At 74.8% G+C, this 17,643-nt stretch carries 17 protein-coding genes and 1 pseudogene; 5 read left to right on the forward strand and 13 right to left on the reverse strand.

Going from position 1 to position 17,643, the window contains the following annotated elements:
- Positions 1 to 54 precede the first annotated feature (54 nt).
- Positions 55 to 906 (reverse strand): universal stress protein, encoded by an 852-nt coding sequence (locus ACZ5OX_RS16700; protein WP_465630494.1) that lies wholly within the window; start codon positions 904 to 906, stop codon positions 55 to 57.
- Positions 907 to 1,554: 648 nt separating this feature from the next.
- On the opposite strand from ACZ5OX_RS16700, the gene ACZ5OX_RS16705 reads away from it, so the two are divergent.
- Entirely contained in the window at positions 1,555 to 3,252 is a 1,698-nt protein-coding gene (locus ACZ5OX_RS16705) for a sensor histidine kinase (RefSeq protein WP_449792519.1), read from the forward strand.
- Positions 3,253 to 3,353: 101 nt separating this feature from the next.
- Here ACZ5OX_RS16705 and ACZ5OX_RS16710 read toward each other — a convergent pair whose 3' ends face one another.
- The 12 genes and pseudogenes from ACZ5OX_RS16710 to ACZ5OX_RS16765 all read right to left on the reverse strand — a co-directional run bounded on the left by ACZ5OX_RS16710 (position 3,354) and on the right by ACZ5OX_RS16765 (position 13,905).
- Positions 3,354 to 4,193, reverse strand: a complete 840-nt coding sequence (locus ACZ5OX_RS16710) for an alpha/beta fold hydrolase (protein ID WP_465630495.1) — start codon at positions 4,191 to 4,193, stop codon at positions 3,354 to 3,356.
- Positions 4,194 to 4,435: 242 nt separating this feature from the next.
- Positions 4,436 to 4,855 carry a pyridoxamine 5'-phosphate oxidase family protein gene (locus tag ACZ5OX_RS16715; RefSeq protein ID WP_465630496.1) on the reverse strand — a complete coding sequence of 140 codons (420 nt, stop codon included), beginning with the start codon at positions 4,853 to 4,855 and terminating at the stop codon, positions 4,436 to 4,438.
- Positions 4,856 to 5,024: 169 nt separating this feature from the next.
- Positions 5,025 to 5,741 (reverse strand): response regulator, encoded by a 717-nt coding sequence (locus tag ACZ5OX_RS16720; protein ID WP_449792508.1) that lies wholly within the window; start codon positions 5,739 to 5,741, stop codon positions 5,025 to 5,027.
- Between the two features lie 134 nt (positions 5,742 to 5,875).
- Entirely contained in the window at positions 5,876 to 6,409 is a 534-nt protein-coding gene (locus tag ACZ5OX_RS16725) for a hypothetical protein (RefSeq protein WP_465630497.1), read from the reverse strand.
- 117 nt (positions 6,410 to 6,526) lie between these two features.
- Positions 6,527 to 8,305 (reverse strand): aa3-type cytochrome oxidase subunit I, encoded by a 1,779-nt coding sequence (ctaD, locus tag ACZ5OX_RS16730; protein ID WP_449792518.1) that lies wholly within the window; start codon positions 8,303 to 8,305, stop codon positions 6,527 to 6,529.
- 227 nt (positions 8,306 to 8,532) lie between these two features.
- Positions 8,533 to 9,406, reverse strand: a pseudogene (locus ACZ5OX_RS16735) (Vgb family protein).
- 59 nt (positions 9,407 to 9,465) lie between these two features.
- Positions 9,466 to 10,572: an AI-2E family transporter gene (locus ACZ5OX_RS16740; RefSeq protein WP_465630498.1), complete on the reverse strand. Its 1,107-nt coding sequence runs from the start codon at positions 10,570 to 10,572 to the stop codon at positions 9,466 to 9,468.
- Positions 10,573 to 10,673: 101 nt separating this feature from the next.
- Positions 10,674 to 10,943: a hypothetical protein gene (locus tag ACZ5OX_RS16745; RefSeq protein ID WP_465630499.1), complete on the reverse strand. Its 270-nt coding sequence runs from the start codon at positions 10,941 to 10,943 to the stop codon at positions 10,674 to 10,676.
- On the reverse strand, positions 10,940 to 11,644 hold the full coding sequence (locus ACZ5OX_RS16750) for a glycerophosphodiester phosphodiesterase (protein ID WP_465630500.1): 705 nt from the start codon (positions 11,642 to 11,644) through the stop codon (positions 10,940 to 10,942). The genes ACZ5OX_RS16745 and ACZ5OX_RS16750 overlap by 4 nt, the downstream gene beginning before the upstream one ends.
- Positions 11,641 to 12,099 carry a hypothetical protein gene (locus ACZ5OX_RS16755; protein WP_465630501.1) on the reverse strand — a complete coding sequence of 153 codons (459 nt, stop codon included), beginning with the start codon at positions 12,097 to 12,099 and terminating at the stop codon, positions 11,641 to 11,643. The genes ACZ5OX_RS16750 and ACZ5OX_RS16755 overlap by 4 nt, the downstream gene beginning before the upstream one ends.
- A gap of 113 nt (positions 12,100 to 12,212) precedes the next feature.
- Positions 12,213 to 12,629, reverse strand: coding sequence for a TOBE domain-containing protein (locus ACZ5OX_RS16760; RefSeq protein WP_402408143.1), 417 nt, complete (start codon positions 12,627 to 12,629; stop codon positions 12,213 to 12,215).
- A 91-nt stretch (positions 12,630 to 12,720) separates the two neighbouring features.
- Positions 12,721 to 13,905: an ROK family transcriptional regulator gene (locus ACZ5OX_RS16765; protein WP_465630502.1), complete on the reverse strand. Its 1,185-nt coding sequence runs from the start codon at positions 13,903 to 13,905 to the stop codon at positions 12,721 to 12,723.
- A 106-nt stretch (positions 13,906 to 14,011) separates the two neighbouring features.
- Here ACZ5OX_RS16765 and ACZ5OX_RS16770 point away from each other — a divergent pair, with 106 nt between their 5' ends.
- The 4 genes from ACZ5OX_RS16770 (at position 14,012) to ACZ5OX_RS16785 (ending at position 17,529) form a co-directional block, all read left to right on the forward strand.
- On the forward strand, positions 14,012 to 15,247 hold the full coding sequence (locus ACZ5OX_RS16770; RefSeq protein ID WP_465630503.1) for an MFS transporter: 1,236 nt from the start codon (positions 14,012 to 14,014) through the stop codon (positions 15,245 to 15,247).
- Between the two features lie 144 nt (positions 15,248 to 15,391).
- Positions 15,392 to 16,171 carry a dienelactone hydrolase family protein gene (locus ACZ5OX_RS16775; RefSeq protein ID WP_465630504.1) on the forward strand — a complete coding sequence of 260 codons (780 nt, stop codon included), beginning with the start codon at positions 15,392 to 15,394 and terminating at the stop codon, positions 16,169 to 16,171.
- A gap of 17 nt (positions 16,172 to 16,188) precedes the next feature.
- On the forward strand, positions 16,189 to 16,737 hold the full coding sequence (locus ACZ5OX_RS16780) for an RICIN domain-containing protein (protein ID WP_465630506.1): 549 nt from the start codon (positions 16,189 to 16,191) through the stop codon (positions 16,735 to 16,737).
- Positions 16,738 to 16,785: 48 nt separating this feature from the next.
- Complete coding sequence (locus tag ACZ5OX_RS16785) at positions 16,786 to 17,529, forward strand: TVP38/TMEM64 family protein (RefSeq protein ID WP_465630508.1); 744 nt, start codon at positions 16,786 to 16,788, stop codon at positions 17,527 to 17,529.
- The last annotated feature ends 114 nt before the right edge of the window (positions 17,530 to 17,643 follow it).

Here is a 17,643-nt window from a genome sequence, read left to right on the forward strand (position 1 = left end):
GGGCCCGTCCGGTGGATCAGGGACGGGGGTGGATCCACCGGACGGGCCGCTCCGTCACCCGTGCGGAACGACCGCGACGGGGGCCTCGGCGTGGTGCAGGACGGCGTGCGCGATCCGGCCCAGCCGGGGGCCGATCTCGATCGGGCGGCGGCCACGGCCGACGACGACCAGCGCGGCTCCGGCGGAGGCCTCGACCAGGGCACGGGCGGCGCCGAGCTGCACGTCCTCGACCACCTCGACCTCCGGGTGCTGCTCGCGCGGGCCGGCCAGGGCGAGCGAGAGCAGCTCGGCCTCCAGCGCCTCCAGCTGGGCGAGCTCGGCCGCCGGGACGGCGCCGCCCGCGTAGCCGAACACCGGCGGCAGGTCCCAGCCGTGCACCGCCCGGACCCGGGCGCCGCGCAGGGCCGCCTCACGGAAGGCGAAGTCGAGCACCTCCGTCTCGGGGGCGTGGGCGTCGACGCCGACCACCACCTCGCCCTCGCCGGTCTCGCCCTCCTCGCGCACCACGACCAGCGGCACGCTGCTGCGGCCGGCCACCGACATGCTGACCGACCCGAGCAGCAGGCCGGTGAAGCCGCCGCGGCCGCGCGAGCCGAGCACCAGCAGCTCCGCCTCCGCGGCGGCGGCCACCAACCCGTCCACCGGCGCGTCCAGGACGGCGTCGGTCTCCACCGTCAGGTCCGGGTGCAGGCGGCGGACGTCCTCGGCGGCCTCGGCGAGGGTGCGGCGGACGGCCGCGGGCAGGTCGTCCTGCTCGGCGAAGGAGGACACCCCGTCGGTCAGCCACGGCCAGGCGTGCACCAGGCGCAGCGAGGCACCGCGGCGCACCGCCTCGGCGGCGGCCCAGTGGGCGGCCGCGGTGCTCTGCGGCGAGCCGTCGACCCCGGCCAGCACGGTTGACGTCATGAGAGTTCCTCCACACTGTCGACACGCTGTCGACGCTCGGCGGTTCGGTGCGGGCCGCGGTGCGCTCTGACGCCCCGTCCGCTCCTCCCCCACCCTGGCAGCGGCGCAGGACCGGCGGCAGAGGCCGCAGGACCCCCTGCGGCGGGACGAAAGGCCCCGCCCGACGGAGCCTACGGCCGACCCCGCCGTCCCCACCAATGACACGGCATCCGGTGCCCGGCTCCCACCGCCCCCTCCCCGCGGCGTCCTGCCGCGTCGTCATCGCCTCACCGCCGTCCCGTTCCGTCCCGCGTCGCCACCACCTCACCGCCGTCCCGTTACGCCCCGCGTCATCACCACCTCGCCGCCGTCCCGTTCCGTCCCGTTCTGTCCCGCGCCCACCGGAAGGCTGGCACACGCCACTGACATCTCGGGCCCGCCGGCCGCCCGGATCCCTCCCCGGCCCGGTGTGGGGTCCCCCGTTCGGTCTATCGTGTAATGGACATTCCCGCTGGTCGGACGGCGCCCGAGCCGGGCCGGACGGTGGGAGCGGCCGTCCGCAGGGCGGATGGGGCACGTCCGGACGGTGGACGGGCCGGTCAGGGCGGCACGACGAGGAGGACAGCGGTGGGCGGAGCGGACGGCAGCGCGACGGGTGGCGGCGCGCGGATGCCACGGCTGCGCCTGGACGAGCTACTGGAGGAGCTCCAGGGGCGGATCGACGCGGCGCGCGGCACCCAGAACCGGGTGCACAGCCTGCTGGAGGCGGTGCTGGCGGTCGGGCGGGAGCTGGACCTGGCACAGGCGCTGCACCGGATCGTGGAGGCGGCGGCCGACCTCGTGGACGCCCGGTACGCGGCGCTCGGGGTGATCGGGCCGGACGGGCACACCCTGTCGCAGTTCCTGACGGTGGGCCTGACCGAGGAGGAGATCGCCGAGATCGGCCCGCCGCCGTCGGGCCGCGGCATCCTGGGCGAGCTGATCCGCGAGCCGAAGCCGCTGCGCTGCCCGGTGCTGTCCGAGCACCCGGCCTCGGTCGGCTTCCCGGCGAACCACCCGCCGATGCACACCTTCCTGGGGGTGCCGGTGCGGGTGCACGGCGAGGTGTTCGGCAACCTCTACCTGACCGACAAGCGCGGCGGACTGGACTTCGACGAGGACGACGAGGCGGTGATCGCCACCCTGGCGGTCGCGGCCGGCGTGGCGATCGACAACGCCCGGCTGTACGAGGAGGCGCAGCTGCGCCAGCGCTGGCTGCGGGCGAGCACGGAGATCACCCGCAGCCTGCTGTCGGGGGCGCCGCGGCTGGAGGTGGTCGAGCTGATCGCCCGCCGGGCGCGGGAGATCTCGGGCGCCGAGCTGGCGGACGTCTCGGTGGCGCTGGCCGGCCCGGAGGAGCGGGCCGAGGAGCTGACGGTGGAGGTCGCGCTGGGCGGCACGCCGTCGGCGCGGCTGGGGGTGACGGTGCCGGTGGACGGCACGCTGTCCGGTGCCGCGTACGCCTCCGGCTCGCCGGCCACCAGTGACGAGCTGGCCTGCGACGCCCGGTTCAAGGCCGGACCGGCGGGCCGCTTCGACGGGCTGGGCGCGGCGGTGGCGGTGCCGCTGGGCACCGGTGCCGGGTACGGGCGGGGCGTGCTGCTGCTGGCCAGGGCGCAGGGGCAGCCGGCCTTCGGGCCGGAGGAGACCGGCCCGCTGCTGGGTTTCGCCGACCAGGCCGCGCTGGCCCTGGAGCTGGCCGAACGGCGGCGTGACGCCGAGCAGTTGAACCTGCTGGAGGACCGGGACCGGATCGCCCGGGACCTGCACGACCTGGCGATCCAGCGGCTGTTCGCGACCGGGATGACGCTGCAGAGCGCGGGCCGGCTGATCGAGAGCCAGGCCGCGGCGGACCGGGTGGCCCGGGCGGTGGCCGACCTGGACGAGACCATCAAGATCATCCGCTCGACCATCTTCGGCCTGCGCGCCCACAGCGAGCCGGACCGCGGCCTGCGCGCCCGCGCCACCCGGGTGGTCACCGAGGCCCAGGGCACGCTCGGGTTCCCGCCCCGGCTGAGCCTGGAGGGCCTGCTGGACACCGACGTGCCGCAGGAGCTGGCCGGGCACGTGGTCGCGGTCCTCGCCGAGGCGCTCAGCAACGCCGCCAGACACGCCCGGGCGTCCCGGGTCGAGGTGACGCTGCGCGCCCTGGCCGGGCGGGTGGTGCTGACCGTGACGGACGACGGTGTCGGCGTGCCCGAGGGCGGGCGGCGCAGCGGGCTGCGCAACCTCGCCGAGCGCGCCGACCGGGTCGGCGGCTCCTTCACCGTCGACCCGGCCGAGGGCGGCGGCACCCGGCTGGTGTGGGAGGCCCCGCTCGGGTCCTGAGGGCCCCTCCCGACGCGGAGGCCGGCCACCGGGGCTACCGGGGCCACGGTGGCCGGCCGGCCACCGCCGGGTGCCGGCCGCCCGTCGGCGGGCCCGGGCCGTCAGCCCCGCAGGGCGCGCAGGAAGCCGAGCAGGTGGGCGTTGAACTCCTCCGGCCGCTCCATGTTCGGGTAGTGCCCGGTGTCCTCGACGATCACCGCGCGGCCGTCGACGACGGTGCGGACGACCCGCTCGGCCAGGCCGATGTGGTCCACGGAGTCGATGCCGCCGTTGATCGCCAGCAGCGGGACGGTGATCCCGGTCAGCCGCTTCCAGGTGTCCGTCACCGGCACCAGGTACTGGGGCTCGTCGGGGGTGTGCTTGGCGACGGTGTTCCGGGTCATCTCCTTGAGCCGGCGCACCACTTCGGGATCGACCTCGTCCAGGCGGCGGTGCGGCCCGGAGGCGAGGCGGGTGAACGAGTCGAGCCAGCGCTCGCCGTCGCCCTCGGCCAGCGCGGCGTTCTGCTCGTCGCGGAGTTCGCCGAGCCACGGGTCCTTGAACTCGGACTCGCCGGTGCCGTTGCCGCTGATCACCAGCGCGCGGACCAGCTCCGGGTGTTCGAGGGCCAGGTCGAGGGCGATCGTCCCGCCCATGGAGAGCCCGACCACGACCACGGGACCGAGGCCGAGGTGGCGCAGCAGGTCGGCCAGGTCGTCGGCGGGGCGGAACGGCCGGCTCGCGTTGGCGGAGGCGCCGTGGCCGCGGGTGTCCGGTGCGATCACCCGGTACTCGGGCAGCAGGGCGGGGAGCTGGTCCGCCCAGCTCCGGTGGTCCAGCAGGCCGCCGTGCAGCAGCACCAGAGGTTCGCCCGTACCGGCGTCGAGGTAGGCGAGGCGGCCGTGGCCGCTGTCGAAGGAGCGCAGGTCGTCGGGGGAACCGGTCACGGCGGATTCAGTCATGACGTGATTTTAGGTTCGAGCGCCCCATCGGCCCCGGGCGGGTGCCGGGGCTCCTCGCCGGACGCCGCCCGGCTCCGGCGGAGGAGGAACGGCGGTCCCGCGCCCGGGAGTTCGCCGTGTCGGTCGAGGGCGCCCACCCGACCGCCCCGGCCCGGACCCTTGCGGCGGACCCCGAACTCCCCTGCTCCGCTGAGGAGCCCCACTGAGGAGTTGCCGGGGCCGCAGGGGGGCGCCGGCGGGGCTCAGGCCAGGCAGCGGCCGATGACCAGTTCCGGGCGGATCCGGATCCGTACGGTGTCGCCCGGGTCGGTGCTCCTGGTGGCCGGGCGGACCTGGGCGCGGCCGAGGACGGTGACGAACCAGCCGGTGCCGTCCCGGCCGTCCACCTCGTCGACCTCGAAGGCGATCACCGCGCCGTCGACGGCCCGGGCCAGTTCGGAACCGGCCGGCGCCGAGAGCAGCACGCCGCCGGGGCCGAGCCGGAAAGGCACCGGCAGGACGGCCGGGAGGGCGTCGACGGTGTAGACCACCCGGCCGACGTCGGCCCTGGCCAGCAGCTCCAGCGAGCGCCTGCGGTCGAGTTCGCGGAGTTCGGGAAGGTCGTACGGGGTGGGCCGGGGGGACGGGACGGGCCGGGGGGACGGGACGTGGTCGCGGTTCATGCGAGCGATGCTCGCCCGGGCCCGGGCCCGGTCGCGAGGGCCGATGGTCCCGGCGAGGGCCCCGCCCCGAGGACCGCCGACCCCGGGACCGAAGGCCCGTTCGGCCCCGAACGGAACCGGACGGGCCCCGACGGGCCCGGGCAGCCGCGAACGGCCGCGACCGGCCGGGTCAGTACCGGCCGGAGCGCAGCGCGGACGGCTGCGGGGCGGCGGCCTGGCGCAGCTCGGTGGCGATCAGGGCGGCCTGCACCCGCCGCTCGACGCCGAGCTTGGCGAGCAGCCGCGAGACGTGGTTCTTGACGGTCTTCTCGGCGAGGTAGAGCCGCTCGCCGATCTGCCGGTTGGTCAGGCCCTCGCCGATGAGTTCGAGGACCTCCTGCTCGCGCGCGGTCAGGCCGGGTCCTGTGGTCACCGGCTGGGCGGGCTCGGCGTCGCTGCGCAGCCGGTTGAGGAGGCGGGTCGCGGCGCCGGGGTCCAGCATCGAGCGCCCGGAGGCGACGGTGCGGACGGCGGCGACCAGGTCGGTCCCGCTGATCTGCTTGAGCACGTACCCGGCGGCACCCGCCATCACGGCGTCCAGCAGCGCCTCCTCGTCGTCGAAGGAGGTCAGCATCAGGCAGGCGAGGCCGGGCATCCGCGAGCGCAGCTCACGGCAGACCGAGACGCCGTCGCCGTCGCCCAGCCGGACGTCCAGCACGGCCACGTCGGGCCGCAGCGCGGGCACCCGGACGAGCGCCTGCTCGGCCGTCGCCGCCTCCCCGACCACCTCCAGGTCCGGCTCGCCGTCCAGCAGGTCGTGCACCCCGCGGCGGACCACCTCGTGGTCGTCCAGCAGGAACACCCGGACCGGCGCCGAGGCCTCGGCACCCTCCGTCTTGGTCGCCATCACGCGGCTCCACCTTCGTCACCCCCGCACACTCCCAGCGGGGCCCAGGGCATCATCCCGCACGGCCGGCCGCCGGCCCAGGGCCCAAGGGCCCCATTGCGACCGGGACACAGGGCCCGGCCGGCGGGCGCGTCTCAGCGCCCCTGCCGCCGGACGTTCCCCAGGCCCATCAGCAGGAAGGCGAGCGCGACGCCCGCGCCGCTGACCGCCGCGAGCGCCACCCTGGGCACGACCTCGCCGCCGCCGGACAGCAGGATGGCCACCGCCCCGAGCAGGGCGACGGCCGTACCGACCACCAGCCACCCGGCCAGGGCCAGCGCCGGCGGGCGGTTGGAGCGCGGGGCGGGCCCGGCGTCCAGGGCGGCCCAGCGGGCCGCCGTCTCGCGCACCTCCCGGCGGCGGTCCCACAGGGCCCGCAGCCGCAGCGCCGTGCCGCCGACCAGTCCGGCGAGCGCGACCTGTGCGGCGGGCCGCCAGTCCGTGAGGACGAGCAGCAGCCCGCCCGCGAGCGCGAGCCCGGCCCACCACAGCACGCACGCCGCGGCGGCGGTGCGGGTGGAGCGGGGCCGGTCGGCGCCGGCCTGGAGGTCGGCGATGGCGGGCAGGTACCAGACACAGCCGCTCGCGGTGAGGGCGGCTGTGCCGATGGCGAGAACGTTGTGGTTCACGACCCGGCCTTCCTGGTCACGAAGGGGTGAGGAGAGGGGAGAGATCAGGAGCGGAGGAGCCGTCCCCGCCCGCCCGGGGGCAGCGACGCGGGCGGGGACGGCGTTCGGGGAGCGGGATCAGCCGCCCGAGGAGGGTGAATCGGTGGGCCCGGTGACCCGGTCCTTGGTGGCGACGGCGGCCGCCGCCCGGTCCGCCCGGCTCAGCGGCCGGTCGTACTTCGCCGGCTCCACGTCACCCAGGTGCTTGGCGGGCTTGCCGCTGTTCTCCAGGATGTCCCGGGCCGCGATGTCCGGGTGGTGGAGGTCGAAGGCCGGGGATTCGGAGCGGATCCGCGGCAGCTTGACGAAGTTGTGCCGCGGCGGCGGGCAGGAGGTGGCCCACTCCAGCGAGCGGCCCCAGCCCCACGGGTCGTCCTCGGTGACCTTCTCGCCGTACTTGGCGGTCTTCCAGACGTTGTAGAGGAACGGCAGGATCGACAGGCCGAGCAGGAACGAGCCGATGGTCGAGACGGTGTTCAGGGTGGTGAAGCCGTCCGAGGCCAGGTAGTCGGCGTAGCGGCGCGGCATGCCCTCCACGCCCAGCCAGTGCTGGACCAGGAAGGTGGCGTTGAAGCCGACGGTCAGCGTCCAGAAGGTGATCCGGCCGAGCCGCTCGTCGAGCTTCTTGCCGGTCATCTTCGGCCACCAGAAGTGGAAGCCCGCGAACATCGCGTAGACCACGGTGCCGAACAGCGTGTAGTGGAAGTGCGCGACCACGAAGTACGAGTCGGAGACGTGGAAGTCGATCGGCGGGGCCGCGAGCAGCACGCCGGTCAGGCCGCCGAACAGGAAGGTGACCAGGAAGCCGACCGTCCAGAGCATCGGGGTCTCGAAGCTCAGTGAGCCCTTCCACATGGTGCCGACCCAGTTGAAGAACTTCACCCCGGTCGGGACGGCGATCAGGAAGGTCATGAAGGAGAAGAACGGCAGCAGGACCTGTCCGGTGACGTACATGTGGTGCGCCCACACCGTCACCGACAGGCCCGCGATGGCCACCGTCGCGGCGATCAGGCCGGCGTAGCCGAACATCGGCTTGCGGCTGAACACCGGGATGACCTCGGAGACGATCCCGAAGAACGGCAGCGCCAGGATGTACACCTCGGGATGCCCGAAGAACCAGAACAGGTGCTGCCAGAGCATCGCCCCGCCGTTGGCCGGGTCGAAGACGTGGGAGCCGAACTTGCGGTCGCACTCCAGCGCCAGCAGCGCGGCGGCCAGCACCGGGAAGACCAGCAGCACCAGCACCGAGGTGAGCAGCACGTTCCAGCAGAAGATGGACATCCGGAACATGGTCATTCCGGGAGCGCGCATGCAGATGATGGTGGTGATGAAGTTGACGGCGCCGAAGATGCTGCCGAAGCCGGACAGCGTCACGCCCATGATCCACATGTCGGCGCCGACGCCGGGCGAGTGGATCGCGTCGGACAGCGGCGCGTAAAGGAACCAGCCGAAGTCGGCGGCGCCCTGCGGGGTCGCGAAGCCGGCCGCGGCGATCAGCGAGCCGAACATGAACAGCCAGTACGACAGCATGTTCAGCCGCGGGAAGGCGACGTCCGGGGCGCCGATCTGGAGCGGCATGATCCAGTTGGCGAAGCCGGTGAACAGCGGCATGGCGAACAGCAGCAGCATCACCGAGCCGTGCATGGTGAACGCCTGGTTGAACTGCTCGTTGGAGAGGATCTGCGTTCCGGGCCGTGCGAGTTCGGCGCGCATGACCAGGGCGAGGATGCCGCCGATCAGGAAGAACGCGAACGATGACACCAGGTACATGGTGCCGATCGTCTTGTGGTCGGTGGTGGTCAGCAGCCTGACCAGGGCCGAACCGGGCCTCCTGGCCCTGACCGTCCCCGCGGGGATGGCCGTTGGCGGTGAGGTGGGGTCGCCCTGTGCCTGGGTGGCGCTCAAGGACGCACTCCTTCGGAACGTCGTGCGAATGGGTGGCGATCCATGATCCGAATTCGCCGCCTCCGCACCCCAGGGCCCTTCGGCCCGCCCGCCCGGGGCCGCTGGGCCCGAGTTCCCGGGCCCCGACCGGGACCTCCCGACCGCGCGGCCGGGACCTCCTGACCGTCCGTCGGGCGCCGCTACGGCGTCAGCCGGGCGATCTGCCCACGCTCCAGCGCCGCGTACACCGTGCCGTCCGGGGCGACGGCGATGCCGTGCGGCTCGGCGCGCTCGCCCGGGATCGGGTACCCGTCCGGTCGGCCGTCCGGTGTGAGCACCCCGATCCGCCCGGCGCCCCACTCGGTGAACCAGAGCCGGCCGTCCGGCCCGGCCGCGATCGCGTGCGGCCTGGCCGAGCGGTCGGCCAGCGGATACTCCGTCACCTCCCCGTCGACGGCGATCCGCCCGACCAGCCCGCCGCCGATCCCGACGTACCAGAGCGCCCCGTCCGCCCCGGCGGCGATCCCGACCGGCGCGGTGCCCCCGGTGGGCAGCCGGTGGACGGTCACCTCGCCGTCCGTGGCGACCCTCGCCACCGCAGTCCGCCTGGTGGAGCGTGCACCACAGGGCGCCGTCCGGCCCGGCCGCGATCAGCGAGGGGAAGGCCCCGTCGACCGGCAGTGGGTACTCCGTCACCTCGCCGTCGACGGTGATCCGCCCGACCCGGTTCGCGTTCAACTCGGTGAACCAGAGCGCCCCGTCGGGCCCCGCGGCGATCCCGTACGGCCCGGCGTCCGCCGTCGGCAGCGCGAAGGACGCCGTCGCCCCGCCCGCGTCGATCCGCCCGATCCGGTGGTCCCGCAACCGGCTGAACCACATCGCCCCGTCCGGCCCCGCCGCGATCACCGCCGGCCCGCACCCGGCCGCCCCGAGCCCGAACCGCTCCACCGCCCCGTCGGGAGCCAGCCGTCCGATCTCCCCGCCGTGCACCAGGGTGAACCAGACACCCCCGTCGGCCCCCATCGCCACCCCGTACGGCCCGGCCCCCGTCCCGGCAACCTCGATCAGCTCCATGAACGCCCCCTCAGACACTATTGCGACTCATTTCGCATTAGTGATGATCACACGGCGACTCACGGCCCGGCAAGCGACTTCCCCGTCCGGGCCCGGTCGCCCCGCAACACGGTGACGACACCCATGCCGGCGGCGCAGACCGGGACGGCGAGCAGGGCGCCGATGATGCCGGCGATGCCGGCGCCGGCCACCACGGCGACCATGATGGTGGCCGGGTGCAGCTCGACCGTGCGGCTCTGGATGACGGGCTGGAGGATGTTGCCCTCGATCAACTGCACCGCGAGCACCACGCCGAGCGCCCACAGGGCCGTGCCGAGGCCGCCGTTGGCGAGGGCCACGAGCACCGCCGCCGTGCCGGACAGGAACGCGCCGACGAAGGGGATGTAGGCACCCATGAAGACCAGCGCGCCGAGCCCCGGCGCGCCCGGCACGCCGAGGGCGACCAGGCCGATGGTGATGAAACTCGCGTCGATCAGGGCGATCAGGGTGGTGCCGCGCATGAACCCGGCCATCGCCTCGAAGGCCCGCTCCGCGCAGGCGATCACGGTGGTGGCGCTGCGTTCCGGCAGGTAGGAGCGGATGACGTCGCCGGTGCGGTGCCCGTCCCGGAGGAAGAAGAACACCAGGGCGAGCGCCAGCACCCCGCCGGTGATCACCTGTGTGAGCAGGCCGAGCCCGGAGAGCACCCCGTTGGTGAGGGTGGAGATCAGCGAGTTGGTCTCGCCCCTGGCGTTGCTCAGCGCGTGCTCGATCTTCGCCCCGAAGGGTCCGAGCCAGCCGGACAGCCGCCGCCCGGCCGCCGGGAGCGAGGAGGCGATCTGCGGGGCGCTGTGCACCAGGGAGTTGACCAGCAGCGCGATCACCCCGCCGACCGCGGCCACCAGTACCGCGCAGGTCAGCCCGGCGGCCAGGCTCCGTCCGACGCCCCGGCGCACCAGCCAGGGCACCACCGGGTAGAGCAGCGAGGCCCCGAGCAGGGCCAGGACGAACGGCACGGTGGCCGCCCGCAGTTCGACCAGCGCGAAGACCACCAGCGAGGCGACGGCGATCAGCAGGATCACCGCCAGTGACCAGGCCGCCGCCCGGCGCAGCGCGGGCGGCAGCATCAGGTACGGCCTGCGGTGGTCCGGCCGCGGATCCTCGCCGGGCGCACGCTCCACGGACACGGCCACCTCCGCCGGGGGGTCGTCGACGTTTCCGAACCGCCCCAGCTCAGCAGAGGTTCCGACGGCCCGCGCGGCGGATCGGCCGGGAGCACCCGAACGAGCTACCCGGATTCCCCGAACCGCACGGACCCGCCGCCGCCCGGCCCCGCGAAGGCCAGCACCCGCTCCGCCTCGGCCTCCGCCGCCCGCCGATCGGCCCGGCGCGGCGGCGCGAACGGGAGGACGGAGGGCGGTTGGGGTACGGCCTGGGCCCGGAGGCCGCCGAGGTGGTGGACCAGCGCGGCGGGCGCCGGGTCGGTGCGGGCGAGCAGCTGCCGGCGGGCCGGCAGGCCCCGGCCGAGCGCCCGCCGCCCGAGGACCGGTTCGGTCACCGGCGGCCGTCCAGCACCGAGCGCAGCACGCCGATCCGGTTGGAGGTGATGGAGGCGACGCCGGTGTCGCGCAGTCGGCGCATGGTGCGGCGCAGGTCGGCGGTCCAGGTGGACACGGCGAGCCCCTCGCCCGCCGCGGCGGCGGTGAAGTCGGGGGTGACCAGGCCGAACGGCGGGTTGAGGTAGCGCGGGCGCAGGTCGTCCAGCAGGGCGCGCACGGGCATCCGGAGCTGCTTCCAGGTGAGCGCGATCTCGGCGTCGGGGCTGAGTTCGCGCACCGCGAGCATGGCGGTGGTGGGGCCGCAGAAGGCGACGGCCCGTTCGGCGCCGAGGCCGGTGACCACCTCCCAGGTGGCCGCGGCCGGCCGGGCGTCGTCCAGGTCGATCAGCAGCCGGCGGCCCTCGACGGCGGCCACCGCCTTGACCGCCTCGGCGAGGGTGGGGACGGCGAGCGGGCCCTGGCGCAGCTCTTCCAGCTGTTCGGCGGTGACCCGGTCGATCGACCGCGGGTCGCCCCAGAGCCGGCCCAGGGTGCGGTCGTGCAGCAGGACGGGCACCCGGTCGCGGGTGAGCTGGACGTCCACCTCGACGGCGTCGGCCCCGGCGGCGAACGCGGACTCGACGGAGGGCAGGGTGTTCTCGCGGAAGCGGAACGGGTCGCCGCGGTGGGCGACGGCGAGCGGCTTGGCGGCGGTGTTCATCGGATCCTTCCGGCGAGCCACGGGGTGAGGTCGCGGACGCCGACGTTCTCGCGGTGGCTCGGCTCCCCGGGGACGGTGACGATCAGCGTGGTGGACGGCGGGAAGGTGCGTGCCTTGACGTGCACCAGGTCGGACCAGACGGCGTTCAGGAAGCCGGGGACGCGGTCGCGGTCGACGTCGAAGGCTATGCCCTCGACGGTGACGGTGACCTCGTCGTGGGTGAACAGCCGGACGGTGACGGCGGGGCTGCCGTCGAACTCCAGCAGCGCCTCGTGCGGGATGGTGCCGCAGGCCCCGTCGAGTTCGTCGCCCGGGCCGTCCGGGCCGACCAGCCCGGCGAAGGTCCGGTCGCGGCCGATGTCGTGCTGGGCGCGGACGGTGCGGCCGTGCCTGGCGGCCACGGCCTCGATCGCGAGCACGGCGCTCTGGGTGGTCGGCAGGTGCTGGGGTGGCATCCGGGGCCTCTCGTTCGGTTCCGGGACTCGTGACGGGGGTCCTGCGGCGAGTGCTGCGGGGGCTCGTGCGGGACTCCTGCGGCGACTCGGTGCGACGGCTCCTGCGAGGAGCGTCAGCGCCGTTCGATCATCACGTTGGTGGACTTGATGACCGCCGTGGCGGGCGCGCCGGGCACCAGGTTCAGCTCCTCCGCCGACTCCCGGCTGATCAGCGACACCACCCGGAACGGGCCGGCCTGGATCTCCACCTGCGCGGCCACGTCACCGAGCACCACGTCGGTGACGATCCCCGGGAAGCGGTTGCGGGCCGAGGACGGCCGGCCCTCCGTCTCGGCGTTCTCCGGCCGCGCCAGCTCCCGGGCGAAGGCGGCGAGCTCGGCCCCCGGGATGATCCGGTGCCCGTTCTCGTCCCGCGCGGCGGCGACCCGCCCGGCGTCCACCCAGCGCCGCATGGTGTCGGCGCTGACGCCGAGCAGCGCCGCGGCCTCGCCGATGCGGTACGGGTTGGCCGGCACCTCGGGCTGGCCCATGTACGTCTCCTGACGGTGGTTCGGGATCGGGAGGCGTGCGCCCCCGCGCCATCCTGCCGTACCGGCGGCACGGACGGTCACGCGAGGGCCGTCACGGCTCGCCGAAGAGATCGCGCCGCACCGCGTCGCCGGCGGTGAGCACCGCGCCGGCGAGCACCGCACCGCCGCCCGCCGTACCGGCCCGCACCTCGGTGCTCAGCGGCGAGAGCAGGGCCAGCCGCCGTTCGACCCGGCCGGCCAGCTCCGGCCCGCCGGCCCGGCCGACCTCGCCGCCGAGCACCATGCAGCCGGGGTCCAGCACCACGCAGACGCTCGCCGCGCCGAGTGCGATCCGCTCGGCCAGCGCGTCCAGGAAGCCCTCGCCCACCGGGCCGGCCACCAGGGCGGCCCGTACGGCGGCCTCGGCGGCGGAGGCGTCCCCGGCGCGGTCGGCGGGCAGTCCGTGGGCGCGGGCCAGCGCGCAGATCGCGGCGCTGCCGACCAGGCCGTGGAAGCCGCCCTCGCAGCTGTCGGCGCTGGGCAGGCCGACGGTGCCGGGGACGGGCAGGAAGCAGATCTCGCCGGTGCCGCCGGAGAAGCCCCGGCGCAGCCGGCCGTCCAGGATCACGGCGGCGCCGACGCTGTGGCCGAGCCACATCAGCACGAAGGTGTCGCGGTCGCGCGCGGCGCCGACCCGGTACTCGGCGCGCCCGGCCAGGTTGACCTCGTTCTCCAGGATCACCTCGGTGCCGGGCAGCTCCTGCAGCGCGGCGAGGAGCTCGGCGTGCCAGCCGGGGAGCTTGCCGGTGCTCTGCAGCCGCCCGGTGGCCGGGTCGACCAGTCCGGGGGCGCCGACCGCGACGGTGTGCAGCCGCTCGACGCCGACGCCGCGGGCGGTCTCCAGCAGGGTGGCGACGATCGCCCCGGCGGTGTCCGGCCCGCCGTCCCCGTCGACCGGGACCTCGGCGGTGGCCAGGCTGCGCCCGGCCAGGTCGGCGACGACCAGGCTGACGCCGCCGGAGCGGACGTCGACGGCGGCGAGGTGCGCCCGGGAGGCGACCAGCGCGTAGAGCCGGGCGTTGGGGCCGCGCCGCTGTTCTCCGCGCTCACCGACGACGGCCACCAGGCCGGTGCGCTGGAGGCGTTCGAGCAGGTCGGCGACGGTCGGCCGGGACAGGCCGGTGAGGTCGCGCAGCTCGGTCGCGGTGAGGGGCCCCTGTTCGAGCAGGAGGTTGAGCGCCAGCCGGTCGTTGATCGCCCGGGCGGTGCTCGGCGTGGCCGTACGCGCGGTGGTCATGGCAGATCATCCTTCCAGAGCCTTTCTATCAGGATCCCTCCCTGATAATTTATCGACCGTCAAGGGCACTGTCGCGCCCGCGCCGCGCGACCGGGAGGGACACCGCATGACCGGGACCACCACACCACCACCGGAGCCGCTGACCGCACCGCGCCGGGCCCGGGCGAGCATCGCCCTGGTCTTCTGCGTGCACGGGGCCGTCACCGGCAGCTTCGTCACCCGCATCCCCTGGATCCAGAACCACCTCCACCTCTCGGCCGGCCAGCTCGGACTGGCCCTGGTCATGCCCGCCATCGGCTCCTCCCTCGCCATGCCGCTGGCCGGCCGCTTCGTCCACCGCTACGGCGGCCGGGCCGCGGTGCGCGGACTGCTCTCGCTCTGGTGCCTCGCCCTCGCCCTGCCCGCCCTCGCCCCCTCGCTGCCGGCGCTGTGCGTGGCGCTGCTGGCGTACGGCGCCACCTCGGGGATGGCGGACGTGGCGATGAACGCCCAGGGCGTGGAGATCGAGGAGCGGCTCGGCCGCTCGATCATGTCCGGGCTGCACGGGATGTGGAGCGCGGGCGGCCTGCTGGCCTCCCCCTTCGGCATCCTCGCCGCCCACCTGGACCTCGACGCCCGGCTCCAACTGGCCGTCACCGCGGCGGTCCTGCTCGTCCTCGCCCAGGCCGTCTGCCGCGGCCTGCCGGACATCCGGGCGCACGAGGGCGCGGAGGAGCCGCCGCGGTTCGCCCTGCCACCGCGCAGCTCGCTGGTGATCGGGCTGGTCGGCTTCTGCGCGGTCTTCGCCGAGGGGGCCTCGATGGACTGGAGCGGCGTCTACCTGCGGGACGTCACCGGCGCCTCGGCCACCGTCGCCGCCGCCTCGTACACCGCCTTCTCGCTCACCATGGCGGTCAGCCGGCTCGCCGGGGACGCGGTGATCCGCCGCCTCGGCGCCGTCCGCACCACCCGCATCGGCGGCGCCGTCGCCACCGCCGGCGGCCTGCTGGTGGTCGCCGCCGACAGCCCCGCCCTGGCCATCCCCGGCTTCGGCCTGATCGGCATCGGCATCGCGGTGATCGTCCCGCTCGCCTTCGCCGCGGCCGGCCGGATCGGCACCAATCCCAGCCAGGCCATCGCCGGCGTCGCCACCGTCACCTACACCTCCGGCCTGATCGCCCCCGCGGTCATCGGCGCCCTCGCCCAGGCCACCTCGCTGACGGTCTCCTTCGGGCTGGTCACCGCGCTCGCCTGCGCCCTGCTGCTGAGCGCAGGGGCGCTGCGGCTGGCCGAGCGGAATTCCGACCGCGAAAGCACCGCCGGAAAAACACCGCCGGAAAAAGCGGGACCGGTGAAAACGTGACCACAACGTCACCGGAAAAGACTTCCGAAAAAGATCTCCCCGCGATATGATGGTGCATTCCCGAGGGAATTCCCGACTAAGGTCTCGAACCGCCGGGCGCAACCGCGCCCGGCGGTTCTTCGTGTTCCACGAGAGGGATTCCCCGTGTGCTACGACCCGGACGCCGCCCCGCCCGCCTTCACCCCCGCCCCGTGGCCGCTGGCCGAGGCCGCCCCACTGGTCCTGACCTCGGCCGACGGCACCCGCTTCGGCGCCTTCCTGGCCCGCCCGGAGATCGCCACCGGGCCGGGCGTGCTCGTCCTGCCGGACAACAAGGGCCTTTCCGCGTTCTACCGGCAGACCGCCGCCCGACTCGCCGAACAGGGCCACCCGGCGCTCGTCCTCGACTACTACGGCCGCACCGCCGGCGCATTCCCGGAAAAGCGCCCGGCGGAATTCGGCGAACTGCCGAACCTGCTCCCCCACCTGCTCGCGCTCACCCCCGACGGACTGGACGCCGACATCACCGCCGCCCTGGCCCGGCTGCGCGCCGTCGGGCCCGCCGAGGTGGTCGCGCTCGGCTTCTGCTTCGGCGGCCGGCAGGCCTTCCGCACCGCCGCGCCGCGCTTCGGCCTGGCCGGCGCCGTCGGCTACTACGGCTACCCGGACGCCATCAACGGCGCCCCGGGGCCCACCCAGCTGGCCGGGGAGCTGACCGCCCCGATCCTCGCCTTCTGGGGCGGCGCCGACGAGCACATCCCGGCGGACACGGTCGCGGCCTTCGACGCGGCCCTCACCACCGCCGGCTGCCCGCACGAGTTCGTCAAATATCCTCACACCCCGCACAACTTCTTCGAACTCTCCGCTGTCGAACACGCCGACGCGGCCCGGGACTCCTGGCAACGCCTGCTGGGATTCCTCGCCCGGCCGCGCCAGGTGCACTGACCACGGAGGTCGAACAGATGCCCCTCAGAGCCCGTCTCTCCACCGCCGCCGCCGTCCTCGCCACCGCGGCGGTGGCCCTCACCGCCCCGCCCGCCACCGCCACCACCTCCACCACCGCCGACTTCGGACCCGCCGAGATCCGCACCGGGATGTACGCCGGGACGAACGACCTCTGCCTGGAGGTCGCCGACTGGCGCACCGACAACGGCGCCCCGGTCCGGATCTGGACCTGCACCGGCGGCGACAACCAGAAGTGGACCCAGACCGCCCAGGGCTGGATCAACCTGCACAGCGGCAAGTGCCTGGAGATCGCCGCCTTCAGCACCGCCCCGGGCGTCCAGGCCAGCCAGTGGAGCTGCAACGGCGGCCGCAACCAGCAGTGGAGCGACCCGCCGGCCAGCCACCCCGGCACCCCGCGCCGGATCGTGAACGCCAACAGCGGCCTGGTCCTCGACGTCTCCGGCGGCGTCATCGACAACGGTACCCCGGTGATCCAGTGGAAGTACCTCGCGGGCGCCTACAACCAGTACTGGCACTACAACCCGGAGAAGAGCCCGTACAGCTGAGCCGGGACCCGGCGCGGGCGGGGCCCGGGCACCGGTTAGGCTCGGGCGGTGTTCGAGCCCGATGCCGTTCCCGCGCCGCCCGTCGTGGCCCTGCCCGCGCCGCCGGTCGCGCCGCCGGTACCCGCCGCCGTCCCGTCGCGTTCGCCCTGGTGGCGGTTCGCCCTGCTGGTGGTGGTGCTCGCGGCGGCCGCCGGGTCGCTGCTGCTGTGGAGCCCGACGGAGCTGCTGTCCGGCGGGCTGGCGGAGCGGATGCCGGGGTACTGGTTCGGCCCGCTGTTCGCCCTGGTCTACGCGGTGGGGACACTCGCCTTCGTGCCCCGGCCGGCGCTCAACGCGGCGGCCGGGCTGCTGCTCGGCATCCAGCAGGGCGTGCTGCTGGCGGTGCTCGGCACCACGGTGGGCGCCGCCCTGGCCTTCGTGCTCGGGCGGGGCCTCGGCCGCGAGGCGCTGCGCCCGTACCTGCGCGGCAAGGTGCTCGGGACACTGGACCGGCGGTTCACCGAGCAGGGCTTCCGCAGCGTGCTGGTGCTGCGGCTGCTGCCGGGAATGCCGTTCCAGGCCGCCAACTACGGCGCGGCCTTCTCCGGCGTCCGTTTCCTGCCCTTCGTGCTGGCCACCGCGATCGGCGTGGTGCCGACCACCGCGGTGTACGTCACGGCGGCGGCCAGCGCGGGCCGGCCGGGCTCGGCGGCCTTCCTCCTGTCGGCGGGGGTGATCGCGCTGCTGGTGCTGGGCAGCGTGGTCGGCCTGTGGCGGACGGCCCGCACCCGCCGCCGGGCGACGGCGGGCTGAACCCGGCGCGAGCAAGGCCATCACGGCGCGGCGACTCGCGACCCGCGGCCCCGCGACCCCGCGACCCCGCGGCGAAAATCGTTCGCCCCGGGCGCCGCCGGACGCCAGGATGGC

It is taken from the genome of Kitasatospora sp. NPDC032121 (assembly GCF_055580145.1).

Coding starts and splice junctions, on each gene's coding strand:
- ACZ5OX_RS16700 (WP_465630494.1), bottom strand. CDS start 906: ATGACGTCAACCGTGCTGGCCGGGGTCGACGGCTCGCCGCAGAGCACC.
- ACZ5OX_RS16705 (WP_449792519.1), top strand. CDS start 1,555: ATGCCACGGCTGCGCCTGGACGAGCTACTGGAGGAGCTCCAGGGGCGG.
- ACZ5OX_RS16710 (WP_465630495.1), bottom strand. CDS start 4,193: ATGACTGAATCCGCCGTGACCGGTTCCCCCGACGACCTGCGCTCCTTC.
- ACZ5OX_RS16715 (WP_465630496.1), bottom strand. CDS start 4,855: ATGAACCGCGACCACGTCCCGTCCCCCCGGCCCGTCCCGTCCCCCCGG.
- ACZ5OX_RS16720 (WP_449792508.1), bottom strand. CDS start 5,741: ATGGCGACCAAGACGGAGGGTGCCGAGGCCTCGGCGCCGGTCCGGGTG.
- ACZ5OX_RS16750 (WP_465630500.1), bottom strand. CDS start 11,644: ATGAACACCGCCGCCAAGCCGCTCGCCGTCGCCCACCGCGGCGACCCG.
- ACZ5OX_RS16755 (WP_465630501.1), bottom strand. CDS start 12,099: ATGCCACCCCAGCACCTGCCGACCACCCAGAGCGCCGTGCTCGCGATC.
- ACZ5OX_RS16760 (WP_402408143.1), bottom strand. CDS start 12,629: ATGGGCCAGCCCGAGGTGCCGGCCAACCCGTACCGCATCGGCGAGGCC.
- ACZ5OX_RS16765 (WP_465630502.1), bottom strand. CDS start 13,905: ATGACCACCGCGCGTACGGCCACGCCGAGCACCGCCCGGGCGATCAAC.
- ACZ5OX_RS16770 (WP_465630503.1), top strand. CDS start 14,012: ATGACCGGGACCACCACACCACCACCGGAGCCGCTGACCGCACCGCGC.
- ACZ5OX_RS16780 (WP_465630506.1), top strand. CDS start 16,189: ATGCCCCTCAGAGCCCGTCTCTCCACCGCCGCCGCCGTCCTCGCCACC.